We start from the raw sequence: 24,620 nt of genomic DNA on the forward strand, positions 1-24,620 counted from the left end.
CTAAGTAGACTCTGGGGGCCCTTCGGTCAAGCTTTTCACTGTGAACGGACGAAGAGCCTTAAATGGATGCAAACGAATCGGGCAATTAGGCATATCACACTCTGTACAGTAGGATTTTTTACAAGGGTCCACATGAAACGCCAGCTCCCCATCAAAAATATAATCCCTGACCACCGCTTTTTCGTAATCCTGAGATTCAATATGAACTTTCGCCACATCCCAATACTCGGGCACCACTAAATGGGCATCCACGTGATGGAAACGGCCATTTCGCATGATACGAAGCTGGTGAATATTGATGATTCCAGGACGACGGTTTTTCTCTAAAGCTTCGCCTAATTCATTCAATGAAGTTGGGCTGATTTCATCCAACAATCCACCCATCGACTCGCGAACTATTTTATAACCTGACCATCCCAGTTGCAGACCGATCAAAATAGCAATGGCCGGATCAAGCCACTGAATGTTTGTAAGTAAAACCAATCCCAAACCAACGATGACCCCAACAGTGGTGATCACATCTGACAAAACATGGGCGCCGCTAGCCTGTAGAGCATCCGAGTGATGAGCTTTGCCGACCCGTTTTAGATAAATTCCCAATAGGAAATTTAGAAAAGCTGCTCCCGAAACGATCGCAATACCTATTTCCAACTGCTGTGGAGCTTTAGGGAAAATCAAAGCTTTCACTGATTCATAAATAATCAGCAAAGCAGCAAAGAAAATTAAGCCGCCCTCGAAGGCGGCAGAGAAATATTCTGCCTTACCATGCCCGTACGGATGCTCGCGATCCGCGGGCTGCGCAGAAAACCAAATTACGTATAATGCGACCAAGGAGGCGATCACATTCACGATACTTTCCAACGCATCGGACAGCACCGCAGCCGAACCTGTCATTCGATAGGCTGCCACTTTCATTGCGAAAATCAGAAAACTTGCGATGGCAGAAACCCACGCGGCTCTGTTACGAATTTTATCTGAATGAGTGGAAGAAGTTGTGACCATAAAGAGGGTTTTCATAGTTCCCTCTTAAACAGTCAATGAATTTATAATTACTTGTTGATTAGCTCGATCAGCACTGCTGCCTTTAGGCAATTAGCCGGTTTTCTTACGAGCCAAAGACGGTGGAAGGATCTCCACCACTTTGTTTCCAGCGTCTTCTGGTTTGTAATAGCTAACCTGATTACGACCTCTGCGTTTGGCATCGTACAAAGCGTGATCGGCACGACGAACCAGCTCTTTCGGGCCAATATTTTCTCCAGGAACCGTGATTGCAAAACCTAACGAAGCGGTTAGCTTGATAGAATCTTCGCCATTACGGAAGGTTGTTTTCTCAATATTTTCACGTAAGCGTTCGCAGAAATGCACCGCGCCTTCGTGGTTGGTCTCCGTCAACACGACAAGAAATTCGTCACCGCCATAGCGTGCCGGAATATCAATGTTACGAGTACAAGCACGAATGATTTTACCCACTTCCGAAAGCACATAACTTCCGAACAAGTGGTCATGTCCGTCATTCACGGTTTTGAAATAGTCCATATCCATCATCACCACGCAGACGTCACGACCAAAGCGTCTTGCACGCTCCATCTCGAACTCAAGGCGTTGGTAAAGAGAGCGCATGTTGTACAGATTCGTTAAATCATCTGTATCGACCATTTCTTTAAGTCTTTCGTTCGCAAACAACAACTGCTCATGAAGATCACGAATGCGCAGTTGAGAACGAATGCGCGCTAGCAACTCAAGAGGAACAAAGGGCTTTACAATATAGTCGTCAGCACCTGAATCCAGGGCTTCGATGATCGCTTCGGTGTGAGAATTTTCAGACACGAAAACACATGAAACATGCGACAAACGTTCACGGATCGTGCGAAGAACACGAAGGCCCGCCATCGATTGCGCCATCCAATCCAAAATGACCACATGAGGAATCCACGACTCGATCAGCTTATGAGCCTCACCTTCAGTCGTTACTCCACGCGCGTCGTAGCCTTCCCAACGGAGAGGCTCCAACAGAATTTCCAAACTGTCTGGATCGTCGTCGATTACTAAAATGCGGCGACTTTTTGGATGTTTATTACTAGTTTCAAAACCACTCATCTGCACACCAGTATAACTTTGACGTTCTCTTCGGTTTAGTTTTGGCTCTTGTTGAGTCCAAAATTCAGTCTTATGTACTGGGTTGATTTTGCCCCCTCGACCTCGATCTTTGGGGAGTCGCCTGACGGGTGGGAAGGGGTAGTTATTTGCTTCGGACAGTCCTCGCTCGTTTCAGTTCAGGACTTTTTGAACTCTGACCTTTGGCTCGCTGCGGAACTTGCAACTAACTACCCCTTCCCACCCACCAGACTCCACGAAGATTTTGGGGAGGAGCAATCTACTAGTTCTTAGACTCAATAGGATTCAATTCGGGCAAAAAATATCGACGAGAAATGCAGTTGGAGTTGCCTGAGGTTTATTCGAGAATTTGGGGCTTACTTGGGGGTATCGGTCATTTTGATTTCTCGTTGAATTGCCGAGGATTTTTCGATAGTTATGTTTGATCTAAATTGAGCTTCTTGGGGTGTTTTTTTATGAGTTTGAATTTTACTGAGATTGAGAAGAAGTGGCAGAAAAAATGGGCGGATGCGCAGGCTTTTAAGGCTGAGGCGACGTCTTCTAAGCCGAAGTACTATGCGCTTGATATGTTTCCTTATCCATCGGGGTCGGGTTTGCATATTGGTCACATGGCTTCTTACACTCCGGGCGATATTGTTTCTCGCTATAAGCGCGCGAAGGGTTTCAACGTTCTTCATCCGATGGGTTACGATGCGTTTGGTTTGCCTGCGGAACAGTACGCTATTCAAACTGGGATTCATCCAGCGATCACGACTGAAAAAGCTATCGAGAGCTTCCGTAAGACTCTTCAGTCATTTGGATTTAGCTTTGACTGGAGCCGCGAGATTTCTACGGCTGAGCCTAAGTTTTACAAATGGACTCAATTCATTTTCTTGAAACTTTATGAGCGTGGACTTGCTTATCAAAAAGAAGTTCCTGTGAACTGGTGTCCAGAACTTAAAACAGTTTTGGCGAATGATGAAGTTATCGATGGCAAGTCGGAACGCGGTGGTCACCCGGTCATTCGCGTTCCAATGAAACAGTGGATGCTTAAAATCACGGACTACGCTGAACGTCTTTTGAACGACCTGGATAAAGTTGATTGGCCAGAGCGCACGAAAGAAGCACAACGTAACTGGATTGGTAAATCTGAAGGTGCACGTGTGATGTTCAAGGTGAAAGACGAAGCTGATTTGTCTTTTGAAGTGTTCACGACGCGTCCTGATACTTTGTTCGGTGTTAGCTTTATGGTTTTGGCGCCGGAACATCCACTGGTTAAGCGCATCACGACTCAACCACAACATGCTTCTGTTGAAGATTATGTTTTAGCGACGTCTCGCAAATCTGAAGTTGAGCGTAAAGCTACGACTGAAAAAACCGGCGTCTTCACAGGTGCGCACGCGATCAACCCAGTAAATGGTGAATCTGTCGAGATCTGGATTGCTGACTACGTTCTCACTGACTACGGAACAGGTGCGATCATGGCGGTTCCTGGTCACGATGCTCGCGACCACGAATTTGCAACGAAATTCAACTTACCTGTGAAGCGTGTACTTGAAGGTGGCGACACTTTGCCTTTCGAGGGCGACGGCAAACTTGTTAATTCTGATTTCCTAAATGGTCTTACTAAGACGGAAGCTATCAGCAAAATGATCGCTCACTTGGAAAACGCCAAATTAGGTACGCGTGAAGTTCAATACAAACTTCGTGACTGGTTATTCTCTCGCCAACGCTATTGGGGCGAACCGTTCCCAATCGTCAACCTTGAGGGCGGCAAACAGATGGGCGTTCCATACGACGAACTTCCAGTGATGCTTCCTGAAGTTGCTGATTATGAACCTTCTGAAACTGGCGAGGCTCCCCTTGCGAAAATTCACGAATGGGTAAATTACAAAGGTAAAAACGGCGAAACAGGTCGTCGCGAGACAGACACGATGCCGGGTGCTGCGGGTTCTTCTTGGTACTTCTTGCGCTATATTGATCCAAACAACGATGCAGCTCCATTTGATCCTCAGGCGGAAAAATACTGGATGCCGGTGGATTTATACGTAGGCGGACCGGAGCACACGGTAGGTCACTTGTTATACTCACGCTTCTGGATGAAGGTTCTTTTCGATTGCGGTCTTGTGACTCATGACGAACCTTTCAAAAAGCTAGCTCACCAAGGGATGATCTTGGGGCCAGATAACCAAAAGATGTCAAAATCTCGTGGAAACGTGATTTCTCCGGATGATGTGGCGAAAACCCACGGTGCAGATGCGTTGAGAACCTTCATCAGCTTTATGGGTCCTTTGAACGCAGATAAACCTTGGTCTCCAACTGGGATCGATGGGGTAAAACGCTTCTTGGACCGTGTAGGCCGCCTGGTTGTTTCTGACGACGGCAATTATGTAGCGACGAAGGAGGCTTTGCCTCCAGCGATTGAGAAATTACTTCATAAAACGATCAAAAAAGTCACTGAGGACGTGGAAAGCATGAGCTTTAACACGGCTATCGCGGCGATGATGATCCTGGTAAATGACCTTTACAAGGCTGACTGCAGCTCTGAACTGGTTCTAAAACCACTCGCGCAAATTCTGGCTCCATTTGCTCCGCACATGGCTGAAGAATTGTGGGAAAAAATGGGTGGTGAGGGACTTTGCTCTTTGGCTCCTTGGCCAAGTTATGATAGTAACCTTTGCGCTGACGACACTGTGACAATCGGCGTGCAGGTGAATGGAAAAATGCGCGGCACGATCGAAATTGGGGTGGCTGCTTCTGAAGAGGAAGCACTGACCGCGGCGAAAGCCGTGCCTGGTGTTAATTCTGCACTTTCTGGCAAAGATCCTGATAAGGTGATCTACAAAGCTGGAAAGATTTTGAATCTGATTATCAAAGCTTAGGGCAATCTTTGGATGGCCCTAGCATAACAACTCCGGACAACCCGGGGGATGCGAGGGCCAACGAAGATGTCTAATTGGAGTCCTGAAAAAAGCGCGGCGCTTTACGGTATCAACAACTGGGGCAACGGTTATTTCAGAATTAATTCGACGGGAACTGTTTCAGTTACTCCAATGGGTGCAACGGGTCCTTCGGTAGACCTGCACGAATTGACTCAAGATCTTTTAGACCGCGGTATTCGCGTTCCTATCATGATCCGTTTCCCCGACATCATCAAATCACGCGTTGAGCTTTTGAACGGCTGCTTTAAAAAGGCATTTGCTGACCACGGTTACAAAGGTAACTACAACGGTGTCTACCCGATCAAAGTGAATCAACAACGTCACTTGGTTCAAGAAATCGTAAAATACGGCAAAGACTTCAGCATGGGTCTTGAATGTGGTTCTAAACCAGAACTTCTTGTCGTTCTTGCATTGATGAACACTGAAAATGCGTTGATCATCTGCAACGGTTTCAAAGACGCTGAATACATCGAAACGGCAATCCTTTCTCAAAAACTAGGTCGCAACACGATCATCGTCGTTGACCGTAAAGAAGAATTGAAAATGATCGTGGACGTGGCGAAGAAATTCAACACTCGTCCAAAAATCGGTTTCCGTGCGAAATTGAACACTCAAGGTGCTGGTAAATGGGTTGATTCTTCAGGCGCTCGTTCTAAGTTCGGTTTGACTGCGACTGAGATCGTTGATGGTGTTGAATATTTGAAAGCAGAAGGCATGCTTGATTGCTTGGAGTTGATGCATTACCACATCGGTTCTCAAGTTCCTGCAATCCAATCCATTAAATCTTCTTTAAAAGAAGGCATTCGTTTCTACGTTGAGCTTTATAAAATGGGCGCGGGTCTTAAGTATTTGGACGTGGGTGGCGGTCTTGGTATCGACTATGACGGTTCAGGTCACTCTGACAGCTCTGTGAACTATTCTGAACAAGAATATGCGAACGACATCGTTTCTACGGTTCAAACTCTTTGCGATGAAAAAGGCATTCCACATCCAAACATCGTAACTGAGTCTGGCCGCTTCTTAGTGGCCCATCACTCGGTTTTGGTATTCAACGTTTTGGGCATGAATGACCTTCACCGCAATGAACCTCCACGTCCTGCAACGAAGGGTGATCCTTCAATCATGCAAGACATGCAGTACATCTACGAAAAAGTTAACAAAGATAATATCAACGAATGCTTCAATGACCTTGAGCAATCTAAGAACGAAACTTTGCAGCTTTTCACATATGGCGTTCTTTCACTTGAGCAACGTGCATGGTGCGAATCCATGTACTTCACGATCGCAACAAAGATGGTGAAATTGGCGAAGACTGTTCCAGACACTGAAGACATCATCTCTGCATTGTCTAAAGAGTTGTGCGACACTTACTACTCAAACTTCTCTTTGTTCCAATCTCTTCCAGATTCTTGGGCGGTTGGACAGTTGTTCCCGGTATTGCCTATCCACCGCTTGGGTGAAGAGCCTGCACGTGAAGCGACACTTGCGGATTTGACTTGTGACTCTGACGGTGTCATCGAAAAATTCATCGACACTGAATCTGGCGAGCCAAAGGAAACAATCCGCCTGCACAAATTCACAGATGGCGACCAGTATTATTTGGGCGTTTTCCTAACTGGTGCTTATCAAGAAATCCTGGGTGACCTTCATAATTTGTTCGGCGATACAGACGCAGTTCATATTTCTTTGAATGGTGTTGGTTACACGATCGACCACTACGTTCCAGGCGACACAGTGACTGAAGTATTGTCATACGTTCAGTACGGTCGCTCGGAAATGGTGGACAACGTTCGCCAAGCGACAGAAGAGTCTATCCAAAAAGGTTCGATCACTAAGCAAGAAGCGAAGCTTTTGATCAAGCACTACGAAGAAGGTCTTTCTGGTTACACTTACCTCGAAGAAGCTGAGTAAGCCGAAATTAAATTTTGAATTTCAAAAAAGCCGACCGAAAAGTCGGCTTTTTTATTTTCAGGTTCGTCGGTACCTCTTACCTTCAAGGTAAAGAAGTAAGGTTGCACCTAACGCTGAACCTATCCCTACAGCTAGCTGTCTAACAGGACTATATACCAATTCGCTGGGCCGCTCCCCTGTACCTTTTGACCGCCTCCGTGCTGATTGAAAAGCTAATATACAGGCACTTTTTGGAGAACCTTCGTCTATGAAATACATTCTATCCTCATTTGTTATTCTTATCAGCGCAATTACGGGAACAGCAAAAGCAGAACCACCTCCAGGAGCAGTCGTTGATCCCACGACAATCTGTAATGGTGGTGTATGTTCAGAACCGATGACGAACATCGTAGACGGCTACTCTCATGGCGTTGCTGGTTTCGCTGATCAAGGTTTAACGGGATATTCCGGCAAGTGCTTTCACCTTAGCAATCAGTTTGATCCAAACTTTGCACACCACGGTGGATTCGTGTTTGCTAAGAGCGAAAGCGAAATCGGTATTGCTGGCGCCTTTAATTTCTTTTACAACGAAGACCCTTATCAAGATATGAGCGCAGAACAGATGCAGCAGCATTTTGAAAAGACAGGTTCAAAGCTAAGCCCAGGTATCGAAACTTCGACCGAAGTTCAGTTAGCACATATCTATGACGAGACAGACATCCGCTATTCTTACCGCAGCGACGATTCGAAAAAGAACCTTTTTGTTATCGGAAGTACTTCGGATAAGTCAGGTAATGTTCAAGCAGCAGTTTTCTGCAAAATGATCCGTCATCCTTAAATCGACTCTGAGAAGCCAAGCCCAAATCTTAGACCAGATCTTTCTGGTCTAAAGGTCTTTGTCGATGTTTGTTTTCTGAAATATTCCCAACACCCCGTTCGGTTCTTTTTCAAAATCCATGTCATCCTAAACTTATCAAGCAGAGGAGTTTAAGATGCAACGCTCAAATTACCACGCTCCACGCCGTCGAGATCGCGAAATGGCAGCGATACAACGTGAACGTCGTGAAATCCAATTCTCTCCTGAAGAAGAACAACTGCGCGAACAGAAATTCTTAAATCGTGCGGAAGCAAGACACCGCTATAATCAACACGCCCGCAGCGAAAAAGAATATCATCAACGCTCTATGGACTCATCCAAGGAAAACAATTATCCCTCGTCACAGAATGACGAGGCAGATTTTTACAATTACGAAGAAAATCGCGAACACCTTCGTTACGCTTCACCAGACTTCAATACCGGATATGCGCACGATGCGAATCGTCCTCTTCCTCGAGATTTCGTCTCCAGTTCAAACTATGAGGCTAATAAACGCCAAAAAAATTTGGCGGAGCAGGATTGGACAGAGCGGGATTTCCATCCTGACAGACAGCGCACCGATCATCGCAACGATATCAAAATCCGGGATGAAATTACCCATGCGTTGGCTCAACATCGCGACGTCGACGCCCGTGATATTGATGTGGAAGTCCACGAGGGCATTGTGACTTTGACTGGATTTGTGCCAGAACGAAAAATGCGCTACCTGGCCGAAGATATTTCAATAAATTGTTATGGAGCGGTTGATGTGACCAACCATCTCCGTGTGCACCGAAATTCTGAAGCCGAAGCTCGCTTTGGTGGAAGAAGAACTTTCGAGCGTCGGCCTTAATTGCGGAATTACCGTCGTATGCTTGAAATAGAAAAGGGCAACTTACGTTGCCCTTTTTTTATTTCGCTGAAGCGAAGAGTTTTACATTTTAGAGTCGAAGGCGTCGCGAACTGCTTTACCGATGTTGTTCAAAAGGATCAACGTGATAACGATCGCTACCAACGGACCCCAAACCAACCACTCAGCAATGGTGAACCATTTTTGAGCTTGAGCCATCAACTCACCCCATGAAGGAGTGGGAGGACGAAGACCAAGACCCAAATAATCCAACATCGACAACGCGTATACGTTCGCAGAGATCGCGAATGGCGCGAAAGTGATGATCGGAGTTAATGCATTCGGAAGAATATGCTTAGCAATGATACGAGAATGAGTCGCACCAATTGCCGACGCAGCTTCAACGTATTCACGCTTACGCAAAGACAAGAACTGTGCACGCATATAGGCTGCGATACCTGTCCAACCTAATACAGCCGTCAAAGCAGCAAGAACTGCGATGTTAGGAGTAAAGATTGAAATAATCGTGATCAATACGAACAGGTACGGAACAGATTCCACGACCTCTACAATACGCTGACCCACCAAATCCACACGGCCACCCATGTAACCCATCACCGAACCTATCGTGATACCGATCAAGTAAGTGAAAAGCCAAGCACCGATTGCAAACATCATCGTGTAACGGAAACCGTACAGAAGACGAGTCATCACGTCACGACCACTCTCATCAGTTCCTAACCAGTTTTGTTTGGTTGGTGCTGATGGATATGTTTCAACTGATTTATTGCTTTCGTAGGGATCCCATTGGATCACTGGCCATACTGACCAGTCGCCCTCTTTCATTTCAAGAGAACGGTAATCCATCACATAGATATCATCGCGACCGAATTCGGAAGGATGGTAGTCAAAGAACAATGGATAGTAAGTCTTGCCACTATAGTGAACGATGTGAGGATGATTATTCGCCCAAAGCTCCGCAGTGAAGCTGAAGAAAAACATCGCAAGCAAAATCCAGATAGAGACAACGGCGATACGATCACGTTTAAAACGTTTATAGCGCTTAAGCGTAAGCTCGTTCTTAATAAGATATTTTTCGATTGGATCCATCATTTGAAATCAATCCTTGGGTCGATAAGCACGTAGATAACGTCGCTCAAGATACGACCAACCATCATCAACATCGCAGAAATGAACGTAATACCCATGATAACATTGTAGTCACGAGCTAGAACTGACTGATAACCAAGCAATCCCATACCATCAAGGTTGAACATTTGCTCGATGATCAAAGAACCAGCCAAGAACACACCCAAAAAGCCACCCAATCCAGTTGCAATTGGAATCAAAGCATTTCTAAGAGCATGTTTGTAAGTAACAACTTTTTCAGAAAGACCTTTCGCACGAGCCGTACGAACGAAGTCAGACTTAATAACGTCCAACATAGAGTTTCTCATGAGAATAGAAAGCTCTGTGAAGCCGCCGATAGTGTAGCAGATCAAAGGAAGAATCATGTGGTGAGCACGATCCCAGATTTTGCCAAACGTCGACAATGATTCATAGTCGTCAGACTGCAAACCACCCAACGGGAACAAATTCAATTTACCAGCGAACACAACGATCAATACGATACCTAAGATCAATGGTGGGATCGCATATGTGAAGTTCAATAATATAGTAGAAAGCTTATCGAAAGTCTTACCAGCGGTAATCGCCTTTTTAACCCCAAGAGGAATACAAACGATATAGGTCAGTAATAAAGTGAATAAACCGAAGATCAAAGAAACTGGAAGCTTACTTTTGATAACATCGATAACGGGCTCTTGATAAGTAAAGCTATCGCCAAAATCTAGGCGAGAGATATTTTTAAGCCAGATGAAATAACGAACATGAATTGGCTTGTCGAAGCCATATTGCTTCTTTAAAGCTTCAATAACTTCTTCGTTCACAGACGTGTCGCCACGGCTGCTTACAGAAGAACCTCCGCCGCCGCCTCCAGTCGCACCCGCACCAAAGCGGATGGCCTGAAGTTTTTGTTCAATAGGGCTTCCTGGAGCCAAATTGATAAGCACGAAGGTCACAAGTGTGATCCCGAAAAAAGTCGGGATCATAAGTAAAAGTCGACGGATCAGGTATACGAACAAGGTCCTACTCCCGAGAAGTAACGATTAAGGTTTAACCCACCAGAAGTCTTTACCAACTTCGTATTTGAATGTCTCTGCAGGCGTGCCCATACGAGATGAATTTGCATAAAATTCATACTTATCGTTGAAAAGGAAGGCATACGGAGCTTCTTCAGCGATCTTTGCGTATACTTTTTTCAGCATAACAACGCGTTTAGCTTTGTTCGGCTCAACACGAGCTTCGTCAATTAGCTTGTCCACTTCAGCATTTTTGAAACCGATGAAGTTTGAACCACCCGGAACTGCGCCAGATGAATGCCAGATTTGTTTTGGATCTGGATCAACGGAACCGCCGCCCCAGCCCATAGTCACGGCGTCGAAGTTCCCTTCATCAACCAATTTCAAGAAAGAGTTCCACTCAAGATATTTCAACTCCATATCGATACCGGCTTTTTTCAAGTCTTCACGATACATAGTCCAATATTTTTCAACGTCTTTATTTGCATAGATCAAAGAGAATTTGAATTCTGCTTTTTTACCGTTGATTGTTTTTTCTAGAACCCCGTTTTTATCAGCGTCTGCCCAGCCAGCCTTAGCCAAAAGCTCTTGAGCTTTTTTAGGGTTGAACTCAACCGCCTTATTGCCTGGGTTGTATTCAGATTTGATATATACAGCACCGTTCGCAAGGTCAGACATGCCGTAACGGAATTTTTTGTTCATTTCTTCGCGGTTAAGCAAGTGAGCTAATGCGAAGCGGACGTTTTTGTCTTGGAAAAGTTCTTTGCGCTGATTCCAACCTACGAAACCGTAAGATTTTGGAGCATCATTGGCAACTTTGTGCTTGATGATTGTTTTGCCCCAAGCTGGGCCAGAAGTTTTTTTCATGAAGGATTCGATACGTAGATCGATCAAATCCAACTCACCTTTTTCAGCTCTTACCAAAGTTACGTTTTCGTCTTTGAAGAAGCGCATAGTGATGTTTTCGAAGTTGTACATGCCTTTGAACGCAGCATCACCGTTACCGTACCATTTATCGAATTTTTTCAATTGGATAACTTGCCCACGGTCAAACTTAGTCAATTGGTAAGGACCTGCACAGATCAACTCACGGTTCATTTTTTTAGACTTAGCAACATCACCGTAAATATGTTTTGGAATAACTGTCATTGTCGCAGCAGAGTCGAAATTCTTGAAGTAAGAATCCTTAGCGTAGAATTTAACAGTTTGTGGATCTACCACTTCAACTTTAGAGATACCTTCGTAGTACGGGCGCATGTGAGCAGCCTCGTAAGCTGGATTGAAGATAGCATCGAAAGAGAATTTAACGTCATCAGCAGTTACAGGTTTTCCGTCGTGGAAAACGGCGTTCTTACGAATGTGGAATGTGAAGACTTTATTATCTTTGGAGATTTCGAACTTTTCAGCCAAACGAGGCTTCCAATCGTATGTCTCGATATCATGAGTAGCCAATGTGTCACAAACATACCCTTGTACGTAAGTGGCATAGATATCTGTGCTCGTGATTGGATGAACAGTCGTTGGTTCACCACCAAGGTTATAAACGAAATTTCCGCCTTGTGGTGCATTTGCATTTGGTGCAGTTGCGAAAGCGGGAGCGGTCAAAGCTGAACTCAAGATGAGTAGCAGAAGAGCCTTCATATTCATTGTGTATCCTCCAAAGAATTTCGCTGGGAAATTGAATAGTTCCCAAAGTGGGCTTAAAATGGGTTATGCGCCAAAAATAATCAAGTTATTGCTCGATTGACACATTGTTTAAATGCTATAAATTCTAGCGCATTTTCAAGGAGATAAGCAATGTCTGAAAAGACAGAAAAAACTGCACCTAAATTTGATCCAACGACGACCATTTCTGCTGAATTTGGGATCTTCGGAATCCCGATGACAGAGGAAGAATCTAAGGTCGTTCTCGTGCCCGTTCCATGGGAAGTTACAACCTCTTACGGAGAGGGCGCTTCACGTGGTCCTCAAATTATCCGTGACGCCAGCGAACAAATTGACCTTTTCGATATCGAAGTTGGAAAGGCTTATGAAGTTGGTTATCACATGCGCGAGTTGCCAGAGGACCTGATGGCAATGAACGACAAATACAAAGCAGTTGCTCAAGAATTAATCAGCATGCGCACAAGCTTGAGCGATGACACTGCGAAAATGGACAAACTTGCGTCAGAAGTTAATGCTGCTTGCGAGAAAATGTCACAATGGGTTTACGACCAGTGTTCTGACGTTTTGAAAAAAGGCAAACTTTTGGGCATGGTTGGTGGTGACCATTCAACTCCATTGGGTGCAATCCGTGCAGTGAGCGATCAATTCAAAGGCGACTTTGGCGTTTTGCACATTGATGCTCACGCGGATTTGCGCGTGGCTTATCAAGGCTTCAAACAATCTCACGCCTCGATCATGTACAACATAATGACTGATGCAAAGAAGCCAAAAAAACTGGTTCAAGTTGGTATCCGTGACTTCTGCGAGGAAGAATATGATTTCTCTGAATCGCGCGAAGACATCAAAACTTTCTATGACTTGGAATTGAAACGCAGAATGCTTAAAGGCGAAACTTGGGAGAAAATCTGCCAAGACATCCTGAAAGAACTTCCACAAAATGTTTACATTTCTTTCGACATTGATGGTCTGGATCCAGCGTTCTGCCCTCACACGGGAACTCCAGTTCCTGGTGGTATGAGTGTTGACCAAATCTTCTTCTTGTTCCGCGAAATCCACGCTTCGGGTCGCAAGATCATCGCGTTCGACTTGAATGAAGTTTCCACGGGTGGTTTAGAGCCCCACGAAGTTGAATGGGACGGCAACGTAGGCGCTCGCATCCTGTACAAAATGTGCGGCTGGTTGGCGAAATCAAATGCTTAAGGTTTATGAATACGCCAAGTGCTCGACATGTGTAAAAGCCTTGAAGTTTTTGGATGCTAAAAAGGTCCCTTATCAAAAACTTCCGATCGTGGATAAAGCTCCGTCACAAGCGGAACTTAAAAAGATGCTGTCTGCGCTGAAAGAGCGCGGCGGCTCTATCCGCAATCTCTTTAACACTTCGGGTGTGATGTACAAAGAGATGAAGCTTTCTGAAAAACTGCCATCTATAACAGAAACGGAAGCGATCAAACTCTTGTCTGAAAACGGTAAACTTGTAAAACGTCCCTTCGTTTTAAGTGACGACGTTGCGCTTGTGGGCTTCAAAGAAGACGAGTGGAAAAAAGAATTCTAATCTGTGTAATCACACGGAAAATCCGAGGCCTCTCATTTTTGGCAGGCCTTTGGTGTCTAAGCGAGTTTCTTCGCAATTATTTATGCCATAATGGATTTATAAAGAGACGGAGGTTTTATGATCAGCCTCACAGTAGTAATCGTCACCATGGTAGCAATATTTGGAGCACTATGGATGATTATAAAATTTAATAAAGGTGAAGAGCTCACCAAAGTATATCGCGATAAATATGATAAATCACATCGGCCAATTAATCATAAACATGGCTAGCTGATAAAATGAATTAATCGCAATAAAAACTAAATTGCGAATTTAAGTTGGGATGAATCTACAGATTCATCCTTTTTCTTTTCAGAACCTAAGCGCACTCCAAGTCCAATCAAGCGAACGGCAACAGCTCGGCGATTCCAGGCTTTTTCGAGCAATCGCTCAAAGTCATTTTCTGACGGAATGCCTTGAATAACTTCTTCATGAGTGGTGGATTTGAAATCGAAAAACTTTAGTTTCACGACCATACCCTTCACGCGGTCTTGATACTGACCTCGCTCCAAGCGGCCGATGAAATCCTCGTACAGACCGGGAATGCGGGCTTTGCACTCCTCATAAGTCATTAAGTCTTTATTGTACGTCTCTTCGACTGTGAGTGATTTACGTTCCCATTCGGTAATGACTTCCCGGTGATCGATACCACGGGCATAGTCATATAAATCCTGGGCTCTAGAACCAAACCATCGGTGAAGCTCTGGGACTGAATATTTTTGAACGTCACCCAGCGTATGCAATCCTAGGTCGTGCATCTTTTGCGCAGTCACTTTACCCACCCCGAAAATTTTTTCCACTGGAAGCTCTGTCACAAAGGCATCGACATCTTGAGGTCGAACCACAAACTGTCCATTTGGTTTTTTCCAGTCACTCGCAATCTTAGCTATAAATTTATTCGGCGCGATTCCAGCTGATGCAGTGAGATTTAGTTCCGTGAAAATAAGGCGCCGAATTTCCTGCGCGATTAAAGTAGCGCTGCCCCCGAACTCTTTACAATCAGTCACGTCCAAGTAAGCTTCGTCTAAAGAAAGAGGTTCGATCTTTTTTGTGAAGCGCTCAAAGATTTCACGCACCTTACGACTTTCAGTTTTATATAAATCAAAATGGGGCGGGATCAGAATCAATTGCGGGCATAAGCGCACGGCTTGGGAGGAAGGCATAGCTGAGCGAACCCCGAACTTACGGGCCTCATAGCTAGCTGTACAAAGGACACTTCGTGAATTTGGGGGGCCGCCAATCCCCAAAGGCTTCCCCTTGAGTTCGGGATTATATTTCACCTCGACCGCGGCATAAAAGCAGTCCATATCCACGTGGATAATCTTCTTCATTTACATATTATTTACACATTAGAACACAAACGTCAAGTCGGGTCCGTCTCTAGGTCTGTAGGGACCTGCTCTGCAGCAGGGCCCACCTGTTGAACCGGAACAAACTTCGCCGAAATCATGGCGTGAGCTTTCTCGGCAACGGCGCCACGATCCTCGTTGGGGTTAGGATAGATAATATCTAAATACTCGATCTCGGCGACCAATGACTTTAATCGCAAAGTCTTCCAGAAATATTCTCCAAAGCTTGCGTCTCCATACCAACAAACTGCATCGCGCCAGCGGGTATTAAAGGGCTCGCCATTAATACTTCTGAAATTGATCACCACAGGTTGAATCGGAACACCCGCCTCGGTGGCAGCCATCATCAAGGTGCGCTTGAATGGAAGGACCTTCTCGCCATTTGTGGAAGTCGCCTCAGGATACAAAACAATATTCAGCCCGTCTTTTAACGAACTTGCCAAGCGTTTCATCTCTGCCAAAATTTTAGTGCGACTGCGGCGCTCGACGTAAAAGCAACCTGCTAATTCCGTGACGAAACCTAAAAAAGGAGTTTCGCGCATTTCATTTGAAGTAATAAAGGACATGGGTTCGATGCCCGCTAAAAGCAAGATATCGACAAAGCCCATATGATTCGCGACTAGCAAACTGCCGTCGTGTTTCTTCGCGGGTTTATTAATGACCGTCAGCTTGATCCCTAAGGCGACACGAGCGATCAATCCACAATAGCGGCTGGCATTCGCGGAAAATCTTCTGCGACGTTTATTGCGATCACGGGTCGTCGCTGCGATAAAGAGCGACGTCACGATGTACGTGAGTAGGAAAGTTAGAAATAAGACTGTTTTGCCAAGGCCACGAAGGGTCGATGTAATAGCTTCCACGTCCACCATTATAGGATGCTTTATGACAAAATGGTCAAGTCACGTTTCATACAAGGGGGATTCTCAGTTTCAACTAAACCAAAGTTGGTTAAGAACCCATCTTAAAACGTTTCCAAAGAGTGCTATTAAGGTCCTCCCGTTGCAGAATCGTCAAGAAGTCTACACAACGGAAATCACGATCCCAAGCAGGCTCACCACCGATGAACGCGCCCGCCTTTAAGTAAGCGCGACACAACGGTGGCATCAAAGCTTCAGCCTTCTCTCTCTGAGTCTCCGTGAGTGAGTCTTGGTACTGAGCCTTAGCCTCTCTAATTTTTGGCATTGAAAAATCCGCCGTGGGGCGAACTTGGAAAACCTCCGCAATGCGGCCTTCACCTTCGAAGTATGCTTGAAGTAAAGCTGCTTCCTCTGGATTTTCGGTCATCACGGTGGCGCAACCAAATAGAAATTTGGCATCGGTGGCATTCATGTATTCAGCAATCCCTCGCCACAACATCGAAATAACCGTGCCTCGGCGAAATTCTTTGTCGATACAGGCACGTCCCAACTCGATTTTTATGCCCGGCTGTTGTAACAAAGTATCAATATTGAATTCATTAGAAGAATAAAAATTGTTCGTGTGTAAAGAGCAACGGATACGGTAGGTCCCGATCACTTTGCCTGTGCGCTTTTCTTTGATCACCAAGTGGTCGCAGTCGTAATCGTATTCATCGATATCTAAGCGTCCTGATTTTTTTCCTAACATCTCAGAGTGAAAGACCTCCCACCGAAGCGCCAAGGCCTCGCGAAGTTCTTCTGTATCAGTCACTGTTTTTAGAATAAAGGGACCAACTTCCACATTGATATTAACTTTGGATTTAAACTTGTGAAGTTTGTGAGTGCGTAGCTGATAAAAGGATTGAAGTGCTGTAAACATCTTGAATTCCTCCGTTGAATCCAAGAATAGAGTAACGAACATTTTATCTTAACATTGTCAGAAGAAGAACAGTGGAGCTTTAAGATTGTGTTTGGAAATAATGGGTGTCTAGACCTACAGAATCAAGGATGCCGCTTTATTTAAGCGATCAAATAAGGATTCCCAACGCTCGCCGACTTGATGTGGTTCTTTATAAAACACGATACAGTCTGCACCCTTTAAAGCCACTTCACGAAGTTTTCCGTAAAATTCGCGTGTCGCCAGTAATGGATCATGGGAAAGCTTTAAAACTTCCGCTTTAGCGATGCCATTCGCAGGCTTGATAATCTTGATGCTTTCGATTTCATCCGGAAGCTGACCTAATTTCTGGTTTACTTCTTTCAGAATATCATCGACAGCGCGTTTTGAATCCGTACTGACGATCAGTGGGATTGGAGGCATATAATGATGCTTCATGTGTCCTGGAGATTCGCGTTTATCCACTTGTTCGATGAATTCAAACGTGAATCCTTTTTCCTTGAGGACCTTTTCCAAATCTGATTTCAAGATGTGCCCGCGACGCAGAATCGATAGCTCCACTTTATCGGGACGGTGACGAACCAAAAGAACTGTCGATTCAATACCGATTTGGCAATCTCCACCATCAACAACGAAAACATTTTCGTTTTTAAACTCAACACGTACGTGAGTTGCTGACGTAGGAGAAGTACGACCAAACTTGTTGGCACTCGGTGCAGCCAAGGGAACTCCCACCTCTTCAATCAATCCTAATGCAATAGGATGATTGGGCATACGAATACCAACCGATTCCAAACCCGAAGTGATCATAGAGTTGATGGAGTTGTCTTTAGGAAGAATCAAAGTCAAGGGACCAGGCCAGAACACCTCAGCCAAAGCTTGGGAAGCAGGCCCCCAATAAGCTGTCACCTTTTTGGCCATGTCGATGGATGACACGTGCACGATCAACGGATCGAAAAAAGGACGCTCTTTAGTGGTAAAAATCTTTTCAATCGCAGAAGGGATGTCGATACGCGCCGCTAAACCGTAAACCGTCTCGGTGGGAAGCCCGATGACTCCCCCTTCTTCAAGAACTTGTTGGGCTTTCTTTAGAGCGTCGTTTGTCGACATCATGAATTACTTTTCCTCGCGTAAGATACTTAGAGCACTTTCTTTTACAATATCTACGCTAGCAAGGAAAGAGATCAATAGGCTTAAAGCCGTAATAATCAGCACAGAAAGCAACGGTTGCATCAACGAGAACTGGAATCCCCCCTCGAAAATCACCCGATTCAGCCCATAACTAACAGCCACGCTTAGGAACGAACCCAAAAGGGAACTAACGAAGGCCAGGAACGCGAATTCGGTCAGGATAAATCCCGAAATCTCGCGGTGACTTGCCCCAAGGATTTTAAGCATATTCATTTCCCATCGACGAAGCTTGATTTGACTGCGCACGATGGAAAACAGAACAATGTATCCCGTAAATAAAGCAAGATAAGCCATCAATTCCAGGGACCAACTCATCTTATCAGCAGTTGCCAAGGCCTCATCAACAGTACGAACGACATCGATCACAGAAACATTCGCAAACTTTTGCGCCAACTCATTTTGCATGGCTGCGCGTTTTTCCTGAGACATAGCAGGTAAGGCTGCAATGAATGTCTTGGGAGCATCATTTAAAACGCCATTTTGAACTAAAACGAAAAAGTTTGGTTGAAAGCTGGTCCACTTCACCTTACGGAAGTTTACGATCTCTCCTTCGACCTCAACCCCTTGGACGTCAAAAATAACTTTATCGCCGAGTTTGAAGTTCATGCGATCGGCAAATCTTTGCTCTACAGACAACTCTGCGATCTTTTGTTTTTCGGGGTCAAACACAGGGGCCATGGGACGACCCTCGACAATTTCTTCACTGCTTGAAAGTTTATCGCGGTATGAGAGATTCATCCCACGATTACGGAAACGCGCCTCCCGCTCTTCTTCACGGGTTTTGAATCCTTGGCCTTCGATCTTGCGTTCGTAATCTTGACCATTCACTTTCAAGACGCGGGCTCGTACCATGGGTGATAAGGTCAAGGTCTCAACTTGGTTTTCATGCAGAACCTTTTCAATCCCTGCCACTTGTTCATCTTGAATATCGAACATGAACAGAGACGGGAGATTGGACTTTTTATCAACCTGCAAATCAGACTGCAGAGAATTTTTTAACTGCGGTAAGATATTAATTAGCAACGCCCCTAAACCTAACGCCACAAACACTGCAAGGCTTGCCCCGGCTCGACGAGACAGCCCTAAAAAGCTGTATTTGGAATACCAACGACTTAGGTTTTTCAAAGTACCGGCAAATTTCAAAACGAAATAGCCCGCAACCAATAGAATTGCAATCGTTGCCACTAACGAGCCAGCAAATGCAGAACCAATTTTCCAGGAGTGAGCCTGGTTGACTGAAAGTCCATAAAACACCAAGATCGCAGGAATGAATGGCCATATACGAAACTTCCCCTCGTTCACTGCGAATTTTTCTTCACTAAATAGCTTTGCAGCCTTCAAATCATAAATTTTCATCAGGAACGGAAGACTCACCACAAAGCTACCAAGAACTGCCATCAGTAAACACAGTCCCCAAGCTTCCATCGTGACAGCGGGTTTTAAAGCAAATGGAGTAAAGCTTCCCAGAACCTTCGTTAATACGGGTAACACAATTTCACTTAAGGCCACGGTCGGCAAGGTCGCCAACAGACCTAAGAGCGAAGCCTGAATTACGTAAACACCCACAGCTTCGATACTTTGCAAACCAAGAGTTCTTAAAATCGCGATCTCTTTCATGCGACTGTATAAGAACATGCGATAGATATATGCCGCGCCCAATGCCGACATGAATAAGGCGATGATCGCAACCAACCCCAAGTAATCCGACAAATAACCCAACTGGCGACCAGAATCTTCTCCGGCTGATGTGGGAGTATCCACCGAGATGGCAGGATCAGTTAATTTTAAGAACAATTCTTCCTTAATTTTGTTTTCGTCAGTTTTTTCAGGAAATTTAAACTGATACGCCTGCGTAAAAGTACTACCAAACTGAATCAATCCCGACTCGGGCAAAAGTTTCAGATCAACATAAACTCTGGGTGCTAACGAGGCCATGCGAAAGGTCTGAGTTTCATCGCGCTCTACCACATCAGAGATTTCTAGATCTAGTTTTCCGATTTGCAGGCGATCGCCCACTCCTAGATTCATTTGCTGTTGCAGTTCAGGATAAATCCAGACTTTACGGGAATTTAGAATTTCTTTTTCACCGCCGGGTACAATGTTTTTCCCACTGTGCATTTCCAAGGAGCCATAGAATGGATAGCTCTCATCAATAGCTTTGACCATTACTAATCTTGACCCTTTGCTAGAGCTCATCATCGCAAAAAATTCGTAAATCCTGCCGCTTTTAGTACCTGCGGGCAAAACGGAATTCATCGCCGCTTGTTCGGCCTCGGTCAATTCACGCCTTGCGGATACCGAAAGGTCTGCTGACAGAATGTTTTTAGCATTTTTAGTCAGCTCGTTTTGTAAAGTCACATTGAAGGCCTGAAGGGATACGAATCCTGTAAGACCCAAACTTAAATTGAAAATAAAAAACAAACCAAAGCGCCAACTGCGCATTAGTTCTCTAAGTGCTAATCGAAAAATCATGTTATTGATCCTTCAGCATGCCTTCTTCTAAACGAAGAACGCGCTGACAGCGTTTTGCCAAGGATTCACTATGGGTTACCAGAATGGTCGTGATGTTATGCTTACGTACAACATCAAAAAAAACATCCATAACCTTATCACCCGTATGAGTATCTAAATTTCCGCTGGGTTCATCTGCCAGTAAAATGCGTGGCTTTACCACTAGGGCTCTGGCGATCGCAACACGTTGACACTCGCCACCGCTTAGCTGACTGGGGAAATGATTTAGGCGATGACCTAATCCCAACTCCCGCAAAGATTCTTCAGCACGCTTCTTGGCATCTTCCATCTTTAGAATCTCCAAAGCGAGTGCCACGTTCTCCAAAGCAGTTAAATGCGCGATTAAATGATATTGCTGAAATACGATAGAAATATTCTGCGCACGAAACAATGTTAATTGTTGTTCTGTCATAGGTGTTAGATTCACCTTATCCACAAGAATATCCCCGCGATCAGCCCGCTCCAATCCCGCAAGAATTGAGAGGAGCGTGGATTTGCCACTTCCCGATTGCCCAACGATCGAAACAATCTGTCCTGGCTCGATGCTTACGTTTAAACCCTTAAGGACTGCGACTTCCGTGTCGCCTTGATGAAAACTTTTACGAATGTCGTTCAGGGTTAAACTCATAACTTGCCTTTCAATGCATTAAAGATCGTGTCTGCGATAATCTTGTGACCTTCTTCATTTGGATGAATTCCATCAGCCAGATTGTATTTCGGATTCCCAGCAACTTTATCAAGAATGAATGGGATGAAGGTCAGCTTGTATCTCTTGGCCAGGTCCTCGTACATCTTTGCGAATTTATCAGTATAGTCCTTGCCATAATTTGGAGGCATGTAAAGCCCTCCCAAGATCACTTGTACTTTTTCTTTCTGGGCGTACTCGATGGCCGTCGCTAAATTCTTTTGGCTCTCCTCCACTTTCAAACCGCGCAAACCATCGTTTGCTCCCAACGCGAGAAAGACAACGTCGGGTTTTGTTTTAAACAGCCACTTCATTCTGGAAATTCCCGATGCCGTCGTTGAACCGCTGACACCCGCATTTACGATGGTCCATTCTTTTTTACCAGCATCATGCAATTTTTTTTCAAAGATCGCTGGATAAGCAGCTTCCTTGGAAACGCCATATCCTTCAGTGATGGAGTCTCCGAGAATGATTAATTTTTTTTGTGCGAAAGAGACCGAAGAGAAAAAAAGTAGAAACGTAACGATTAAAGTTCTCATAGAGAACTATAAGACACCCTTGCACACTTTTGTACAAGACCAGAACGAAAAAGCCCCAAGGAGATTATCCTCAGGGCTCTTAAATTTTAACAATAGTTATTCGCAGTGATTAGCGATTGTAATCGCGACGACCGCCGCCATTACCGCCACCGCGGTTGTTGTTATTGAAACGACGTGGACCGCCGCCGCCTTCACGTGGAGCTTGAGGGCGAGCCTCAGATACGTTCAATGCGCGACCGTTCATTTCGATACCGTTGCCTTTTTCGATAGCTGCATCAGCTGCTGCATCGTCAGACATTTCAACAAAGCCGAAACCTTTTGAACGGCCTGTTTCACGATCCATGATAACTTTTGCTGAATCAACTGCACCGAATTGTGCAAAGTGATTGTGTAGAGATTCGTCATCTACTGTGTAAGGCAAATTGCCTACGTATAACTTCTTAGCCACGAAAGACCTCCTATGGTCGTTTAATAAACCCGAGGAAGCCGTCGAACCGCAAAAAATCGAGAACACTCACACGGGGAACTTGGGTAAACTAGAATCAGGCTAGCATAGCCTAAATTCTGTGCAAGCCCAATTTTAGGATCTCATATTATTAAACTGCAATGGAACTGCGAAAGATCCTGAGCGAATCAAAGCAATACATTCTTGTAATTCATCGATGCTTTTGCCAGTAACTTTCACCTTATCATCGTTGATTTGAGGCTGAACTTTTAACTTAGCGTCTTTAATAGCTTTTATGATTTCTTTAGCAACTTCGCGGTCAATACCTTGCTGCAAAGTGACCTTTTGACGGAGCATTTTGCCACCGACCGCTTCGATCTTATCAAACTTAGTAGCTTTGATATCAACTCCACGACGGTGCAGTTTCGTCTGAAGAATACTGCCCATTTGTTCGATTTTATATTCGTCTTCGGCAGACAGACTAATTTCTTTCTTGTCTTTATCCCAACCAATTTCAGCCTGACTCCCTTTAAAATCATAACGACCCTCAACCTCTTTACGAGCTTGATTAACACCATTATCAACTTCTTGAAGGTTCAACTCAGAAACAATATCAAACGAAGGCATAGAAAAATTCTCTCCCGAAATTTTCGAAATCGATCGAATCGAAAATCGAAAATAGTAATTCAAATTCCCAAAAAACAAAAACCAACTTCCCTCCCCAACCGCAAAAAACAGAATTCCCAAATGGAAAGACCAACACTAGGTTGGTCAAAAAGGTCCGTATGCAAGGCGGAGGGTTTTCGCTGCCACGCAGGCGTACTCCAAGTACGCCGGAGAGCAAGCGAAGGCCCGACAACGAAGTCAGACGGGCCTTTTTCACCGGCCTGGTTTAGTGGTGGTGGCCGCTGTCGCCGTGCAGTCCATGCGGATGACCATGCTGAAGTTCTTCTTCTGTCGCTGGTCTTACCAACGCCATTTCAATATCGAACTCAAGTGGCTGGCCCGCTAGAGGGTGATTACCATCTAGAGTTACGTGAGTGTCTGACATTTTAGAAACGCGAACGATGTGTTGACCGTTGCCCAATTCCAAACGCAAGTGCGCTCCGATTTCCAATTGTGGAAGATGAGCAAGCTCTTCTTTAGGAACATCCATGAACATGTTGTCGCGAACTTCGCCGTAACCATCAGCTGCAGCAAGTTTCACGTTCATTTTGTCGCCCTCTTTCATGTCTTTGATTTTCTCTTCCAATTTTGGAAGGATTTGGCCCGCACCCTCAAGGAAAGGTAGTGGCTGACCTTTTTCAGATTTATCTAGGATTTGTCCATTTTGGTCTTTAAGTACGTAATTAAACGCCAATACTTTTCTCATTGTGAGTCTCCTTATTTGATACGTCCGTATCCCACTTTTCCTAGCCTTTTGGCAATATAAAAGCCCTCATCTGCGACACAATTGGCGTAGAGCTTGAATTTCCGACTCAATATTAGATATACTTGAGTATAGGAACGCACCAGAACGGGGGATACATGCAGCACATGGCCTCACTGAGGTCCTTACTGCTTAACTCAAGCTACGAACCCATGCGGGTTGTAAGTTGGCAAAAGGCCTTGATATTGTGGTTTCAAGACAAAGTGGAGATACTCGAGTATCACCCGACCTTCGCCCGGTCGATACAGCGAAGATTTCAGCTCCCCAGTGTACTTCGACTTAAAACATACGTGAAACCTCGGGGCAGCCATGCTGTCAGATTCTGCCGAGAAAACGTTTATATCCGCGACAATTATACCTGCCAATACTGCGGCGAAAAACTTAACGCCAAACAGCTCACTCTTGATCACGTTGTACCTGCCTCTCATAACGGACCTAAAAATTGGACAAATGTTGTTTCTGCTTGTCGTGATTGCAATCAGCGTAAAGCGAATCGCACTCCACGCACTGCGAATATGCCTTTGCTCACTGAACCTCGCGCACCGAACTGGCTGCCAACTTTGCAGTTAGAAATCAGTGCCGAACAGGTGCCACCAGACTGGCAACCTTATCTGATTCTAAAAACCGGATAGTCGTGACATCGTCCTT

The 24,620-nt window shown here is 45.0% G+C and carries 22 protein-coding genes; 7 read left to right on the top strand and 15 right to left on the bottom strand.

Annotated elements, in window-relative coordinates; translation table 11 throughout:
• Together B9G69_RS06540 and B9G69_RS06545 are read right to left on the bottom strand one after the other, a co-directional pair.
• Entirely contained in the window at positions 1 to 1,017 is a 1,017-nt protein-coding gene (locus B9G69_RS06540; RefSeq protein WP_254916959.1) for a cation diffusion facilitator family transporter, read from the bottom strand.
• Positions 1,018 to 1,092: 75 nt separating this feature from the next.
• Complete coding sequence (locus B9G69_RS06545) at positions 1,093 to 2,097, bottom strand: diguanylate cyclase (protein ID WP_088616300.1); 1,005 nt, start codon at positions 2,095 to 2,097, stop codon at positions 1,093 to 1,095.
• Positions 2,098 to 2,570: 473 nt separating this feature from the next.
• Here B9G69_RS06545 and leuS point away from each other — a divergent pair, with 473 nt between their 5' ends.
• The 4 genes from leuS (at position 2,571) to B9G69_RS06565 (ending at position 8,635) form a co-directional block, all read left to right on the top strand.
• On the top strand, positions 2,571 to 4,976 hold the full coding sequence (leuS, locus tag B9G69_RS06550) for a leucine--tRNA ligase (protein WP_088616299.1): 2,406 nt from the start codon (positions 2,571 to 2,573) through the stop codon (positions 4,974 to 4,976).
• Positions 4,977 to 5,042: 66 nt separating this feature from the next.
• Positions 5,043 to 6,947 (top strand): biosynthetic arginine decarboxylase, encoded by a 1,905-nt coding sequence (gene speA, locus B9G69_RS06555; protein WP_088616298.1) that lies wholly within the window; start codon positions 5,043 to 5,045, stop codon positions 6,945 to 6,947.
• Between the two features lie 247 nt (positions 6,948 to 7,194).
• The gene (locus B9G69_RS06560) at positions 7,195 to 7,764 is read left to right on the top strand and encodes a hypothetical protein (protein WP_088616297.1); all 570 of its coding nucleotides are present in this window, start codon (positions 7,195 to 7,197) and stop codon (positions 7,762 to 7,764) included.
• A gap of 154 nt (positions 7,765 to 7,918) precedes the next feature.
• Positions 7,919 to 8,635, top strand: a complete 717-nt coding sequence (locus tag B9G69_RS06565) for a BON domain-containing protein (protein ID WP_088616296.1) — start codon at positions 7,919 to 7,921, stop codon at positions 8,633 to 8,635.
• A gap of 81 nt (positions 8,636 to 8,716) precedes the next feature.
• On the opposite strand, the gene B9G69_RS06570 is transcribed toward B9G69_RS06565, so the two are convergent.
• Genes B9G69_RS06570 through B9G69_RS06580 form a run of 3 tightly spaced genes read right to left on the bottom strand, consistent with a single transcriptional unit; the run spans position 8,717 to position 12,420 of the window.
• Positions 8,717 to 9,745: an ABC transporter permease subunit gene (locus tag B9G69_RS06570; RefSeq protein ID WP_254916958.1), complete on the bottom strand. Its 1,029-nt coding sequence runs from the start codon at positions 9,743 to 9,745 to the stop codon at positions 8,717 to 8,719.
• Positions 9,742 to 10,776: an ABC transporter permease subunit gene (locus B9G69_RS06575; RefSeq protein WP_176400982.1), complete on the bottom strand. Its 1,035-nt coding sequence runs from the start codon at positions 10,774 to 10,776 to the stop codon at positions 9,742 to 9,744. The genes B9G69_RS06570 and B9G69_RS06575 overlap by 4 nt, the downstream gene beginning before the upstream one ends.
• Positions 10,777 to 10,800: 24 nt before the next feature.
• Positions 10,801 to 12,420, bottom strand: a complete 1,620-nt coding sequence (locus B9G69_RS06580; RefSeq protein ID WP_088616294.1) for a peptide-binding protein — start codon at positions 12,418 to 12,420, stop codon at positions 10,801 to 10,803.
• Positions 12,421 to 12,570: 150 nt separating this feature from the next.
• On the opposite strand from B9G69_RS06580, the gene B9G69_RS06585 reads away from it, so the two are divergent.
• Together B9G69_RS06585 and B9G69_RS06590 are read left to right on the top strand one after the other, a co-directional pair.
• A complete protein-coding gene (locus B9G69_RS06585; RefSeq protein ID WP_088616293.1) occupies positions 12,571 to 13,638 on the top strand; it encodes an agmatinase family protein in 1,068 nt (355 codons plus the stop codon).
• Positions 13,631 to 13,990, top strand: a complete 360-nt coding sequence (locus B9G69_RS06590; protein ID WP_088616292.1) for an arsenate reductase family protein — start codon at positions 13,631 to 13,633, stop codon at positions 13,988 to 13,990. Before B9G69_RS06585 ends, B9G69_RS06590 begins: the two co-directional genes overlap by 8 nt.
• 299 nt (positions 13,991 to 14,289) lie before the next feature.
• Here B9G69_RS06590 and dinB read toward each other — a convergent pair whose 3' ends face one another.
• The 10 genes from dinB to B9G69_RS06640 all read right to left on the bottom strand — a co-directional run bounded on the left by dinB (position 14,290) and on the right by B9G69_RS06640 (position 23,915).
• Positions 14,290 to 15,360: a DNA polymerase IV gene (dinB, locus tag B9G69_RS06595; protein WP_088616291.1), complete on the bottom strand. Its 1,071-nt coding sequence runs from the start codon at positions 15,358 to 15,360 to the stop codon at positions 14,290 to 14,292.
• Between the two features lie 32 nt (positions 15,361 to 15,392).
• Positions 15,393 to 16,238, bottom strand: coding sequence for a lysophospholipid acyltransferase family protein (locus B9G69_RS06600; protein WP_254916957.1), 846 nt, complete (start codon positions 16,236 to 16,238; stop codon positions 15,393 to 15,395).
• 88 nt (positions 16,239 to 16,326) lie between these two features.
• Positions 16,327 to 17,196, bottom strand: coding sequence for a GNAT family N-acetyltransferase (locus B9G69_RS06605; RefSeq protein WP_088616289.1), 870 nt, complete (start codon positions 17,194 to 17,196; stop codon positions 16,327 to 16,329).
• Between the two features lie 72 nt (positions 17,197 to 17,268).
• Entirely contained in the window at positions 17,269 to 18,285 is a 1,017-nt protein-coding gene (locus tag B9G69_RS06610) for an L-threonylcarbamoyladenylate synthase (protein ID WP_088616288.1), read from the bottom strand.
• Between the two features lie 3 nt (positions 18,286 to 18,288).
• Positions 18,289 to 20,805, bottom strand: a complete 2,517-nt coding sequence (locus B9G69_RS06615; RefSeq protein WP_254916956.1) for an ABC transporter permease — start codon at positions 20,803 to 20,805, stop codon at positions 18,289 to 18,291.
• Positions 20,806 to 20,836: 31 nt separating this feature from the next.
• Positions 20,837 to 21,502 (bottom strand): ABC transporter ATP-binding protein, encoded by a 666-nt coding sequence (locus B9G69_RS06620; protein WP_088616286.1) that lies wholly within the window; start codon positions 21,500 to 21,502, stop codon positions 20,837 to 20,839.
• On the bottom strand, positions 21,499 to 22,098 hold the full coding sequence (locus B9G69_RS06625) for an arylesterase (protein WP_088616285.1): 600 nt from the start codon (positions 22,096 to 22,098) through the stop codon (positions 21,499 to 21,501). The genes B9G69_RS06620 and B9G69_RS06625 overlap by 4 nt, the downstream gene beginning before the upstream one ends.
• A 109-nt stretch (positions 22,099 to 22,207) precedes the next feature.
• On the bottom strand, positions 22,208 to 22,546 hold the full coding sequence (locus B9G69_RS06630) for an RNA recognition motif domain-containing protein (RefSeq protein WP_088616284.1): 339 nt from the start codon (positions 22,544 to 22,546) through the stop codon (positions 22,208 to 22,210).
• A 132-nt stretch (positions 22,547 to 22,678) separates the two neighbouring features.
• The gene (locus B9G69_RS06635; protein WP_088616283.1) at positions 22,679 to 23,170 is read right to left on the bottom strand and encodes a YajQ family cyclic di-GMP-binding protein; all 492 of its coding nucleotides are present in this window, start codon (positions 23,168 to 23,170) and stop codon (positions 22,679 to 22,681) included.
• 265 nt (positions 23,171 to 23,435) lie between these two features.
• Positions 23,436 to 23,915 (bottom strand): FKBP-type peptidyl-prolyl cis-trans isomerase, encoded by a 480-nt coding sequence (locus B9G69_RS06640; protein ID WP_088616282.1) that lies wholly within the window; start codon positions 23,913 to 23,915, stop codon positions 23,436 to 23,438.
• 347 nt (positions 23,916 to 24,262) lie between these two features.
• Here B9G69_RS06640 and B9G69_RS06645 point away from each other — a divergent pair, with 347 nt between their 5' ends.
• Positions 24,263 to 24,604 carry an HNH endonuclease gene (locus tag B9G69_RS06645; protein ID WP_176400981.1) on the top strand — a complete coding sequence of 114 codons (342 nt, stop codon included), beginning with the start codon at positions 24,263 to 24,265 and terminating at the stop codon, positions 24,602 to 24,604.
• The last annotated feature ends 16 nt before the right edge of the window (positions 24,605 to 24,620 follow it).

It is taken from the genome of Bdellovibrio sp. SKB1291214, from assembly GCF_002209355.2.
Lineage (GTDB): Bacteria > Bdellovibrionota > Bdellovibrionia > Bdellovibrionales > Bdellovibrionaceae > Bdellovibrio.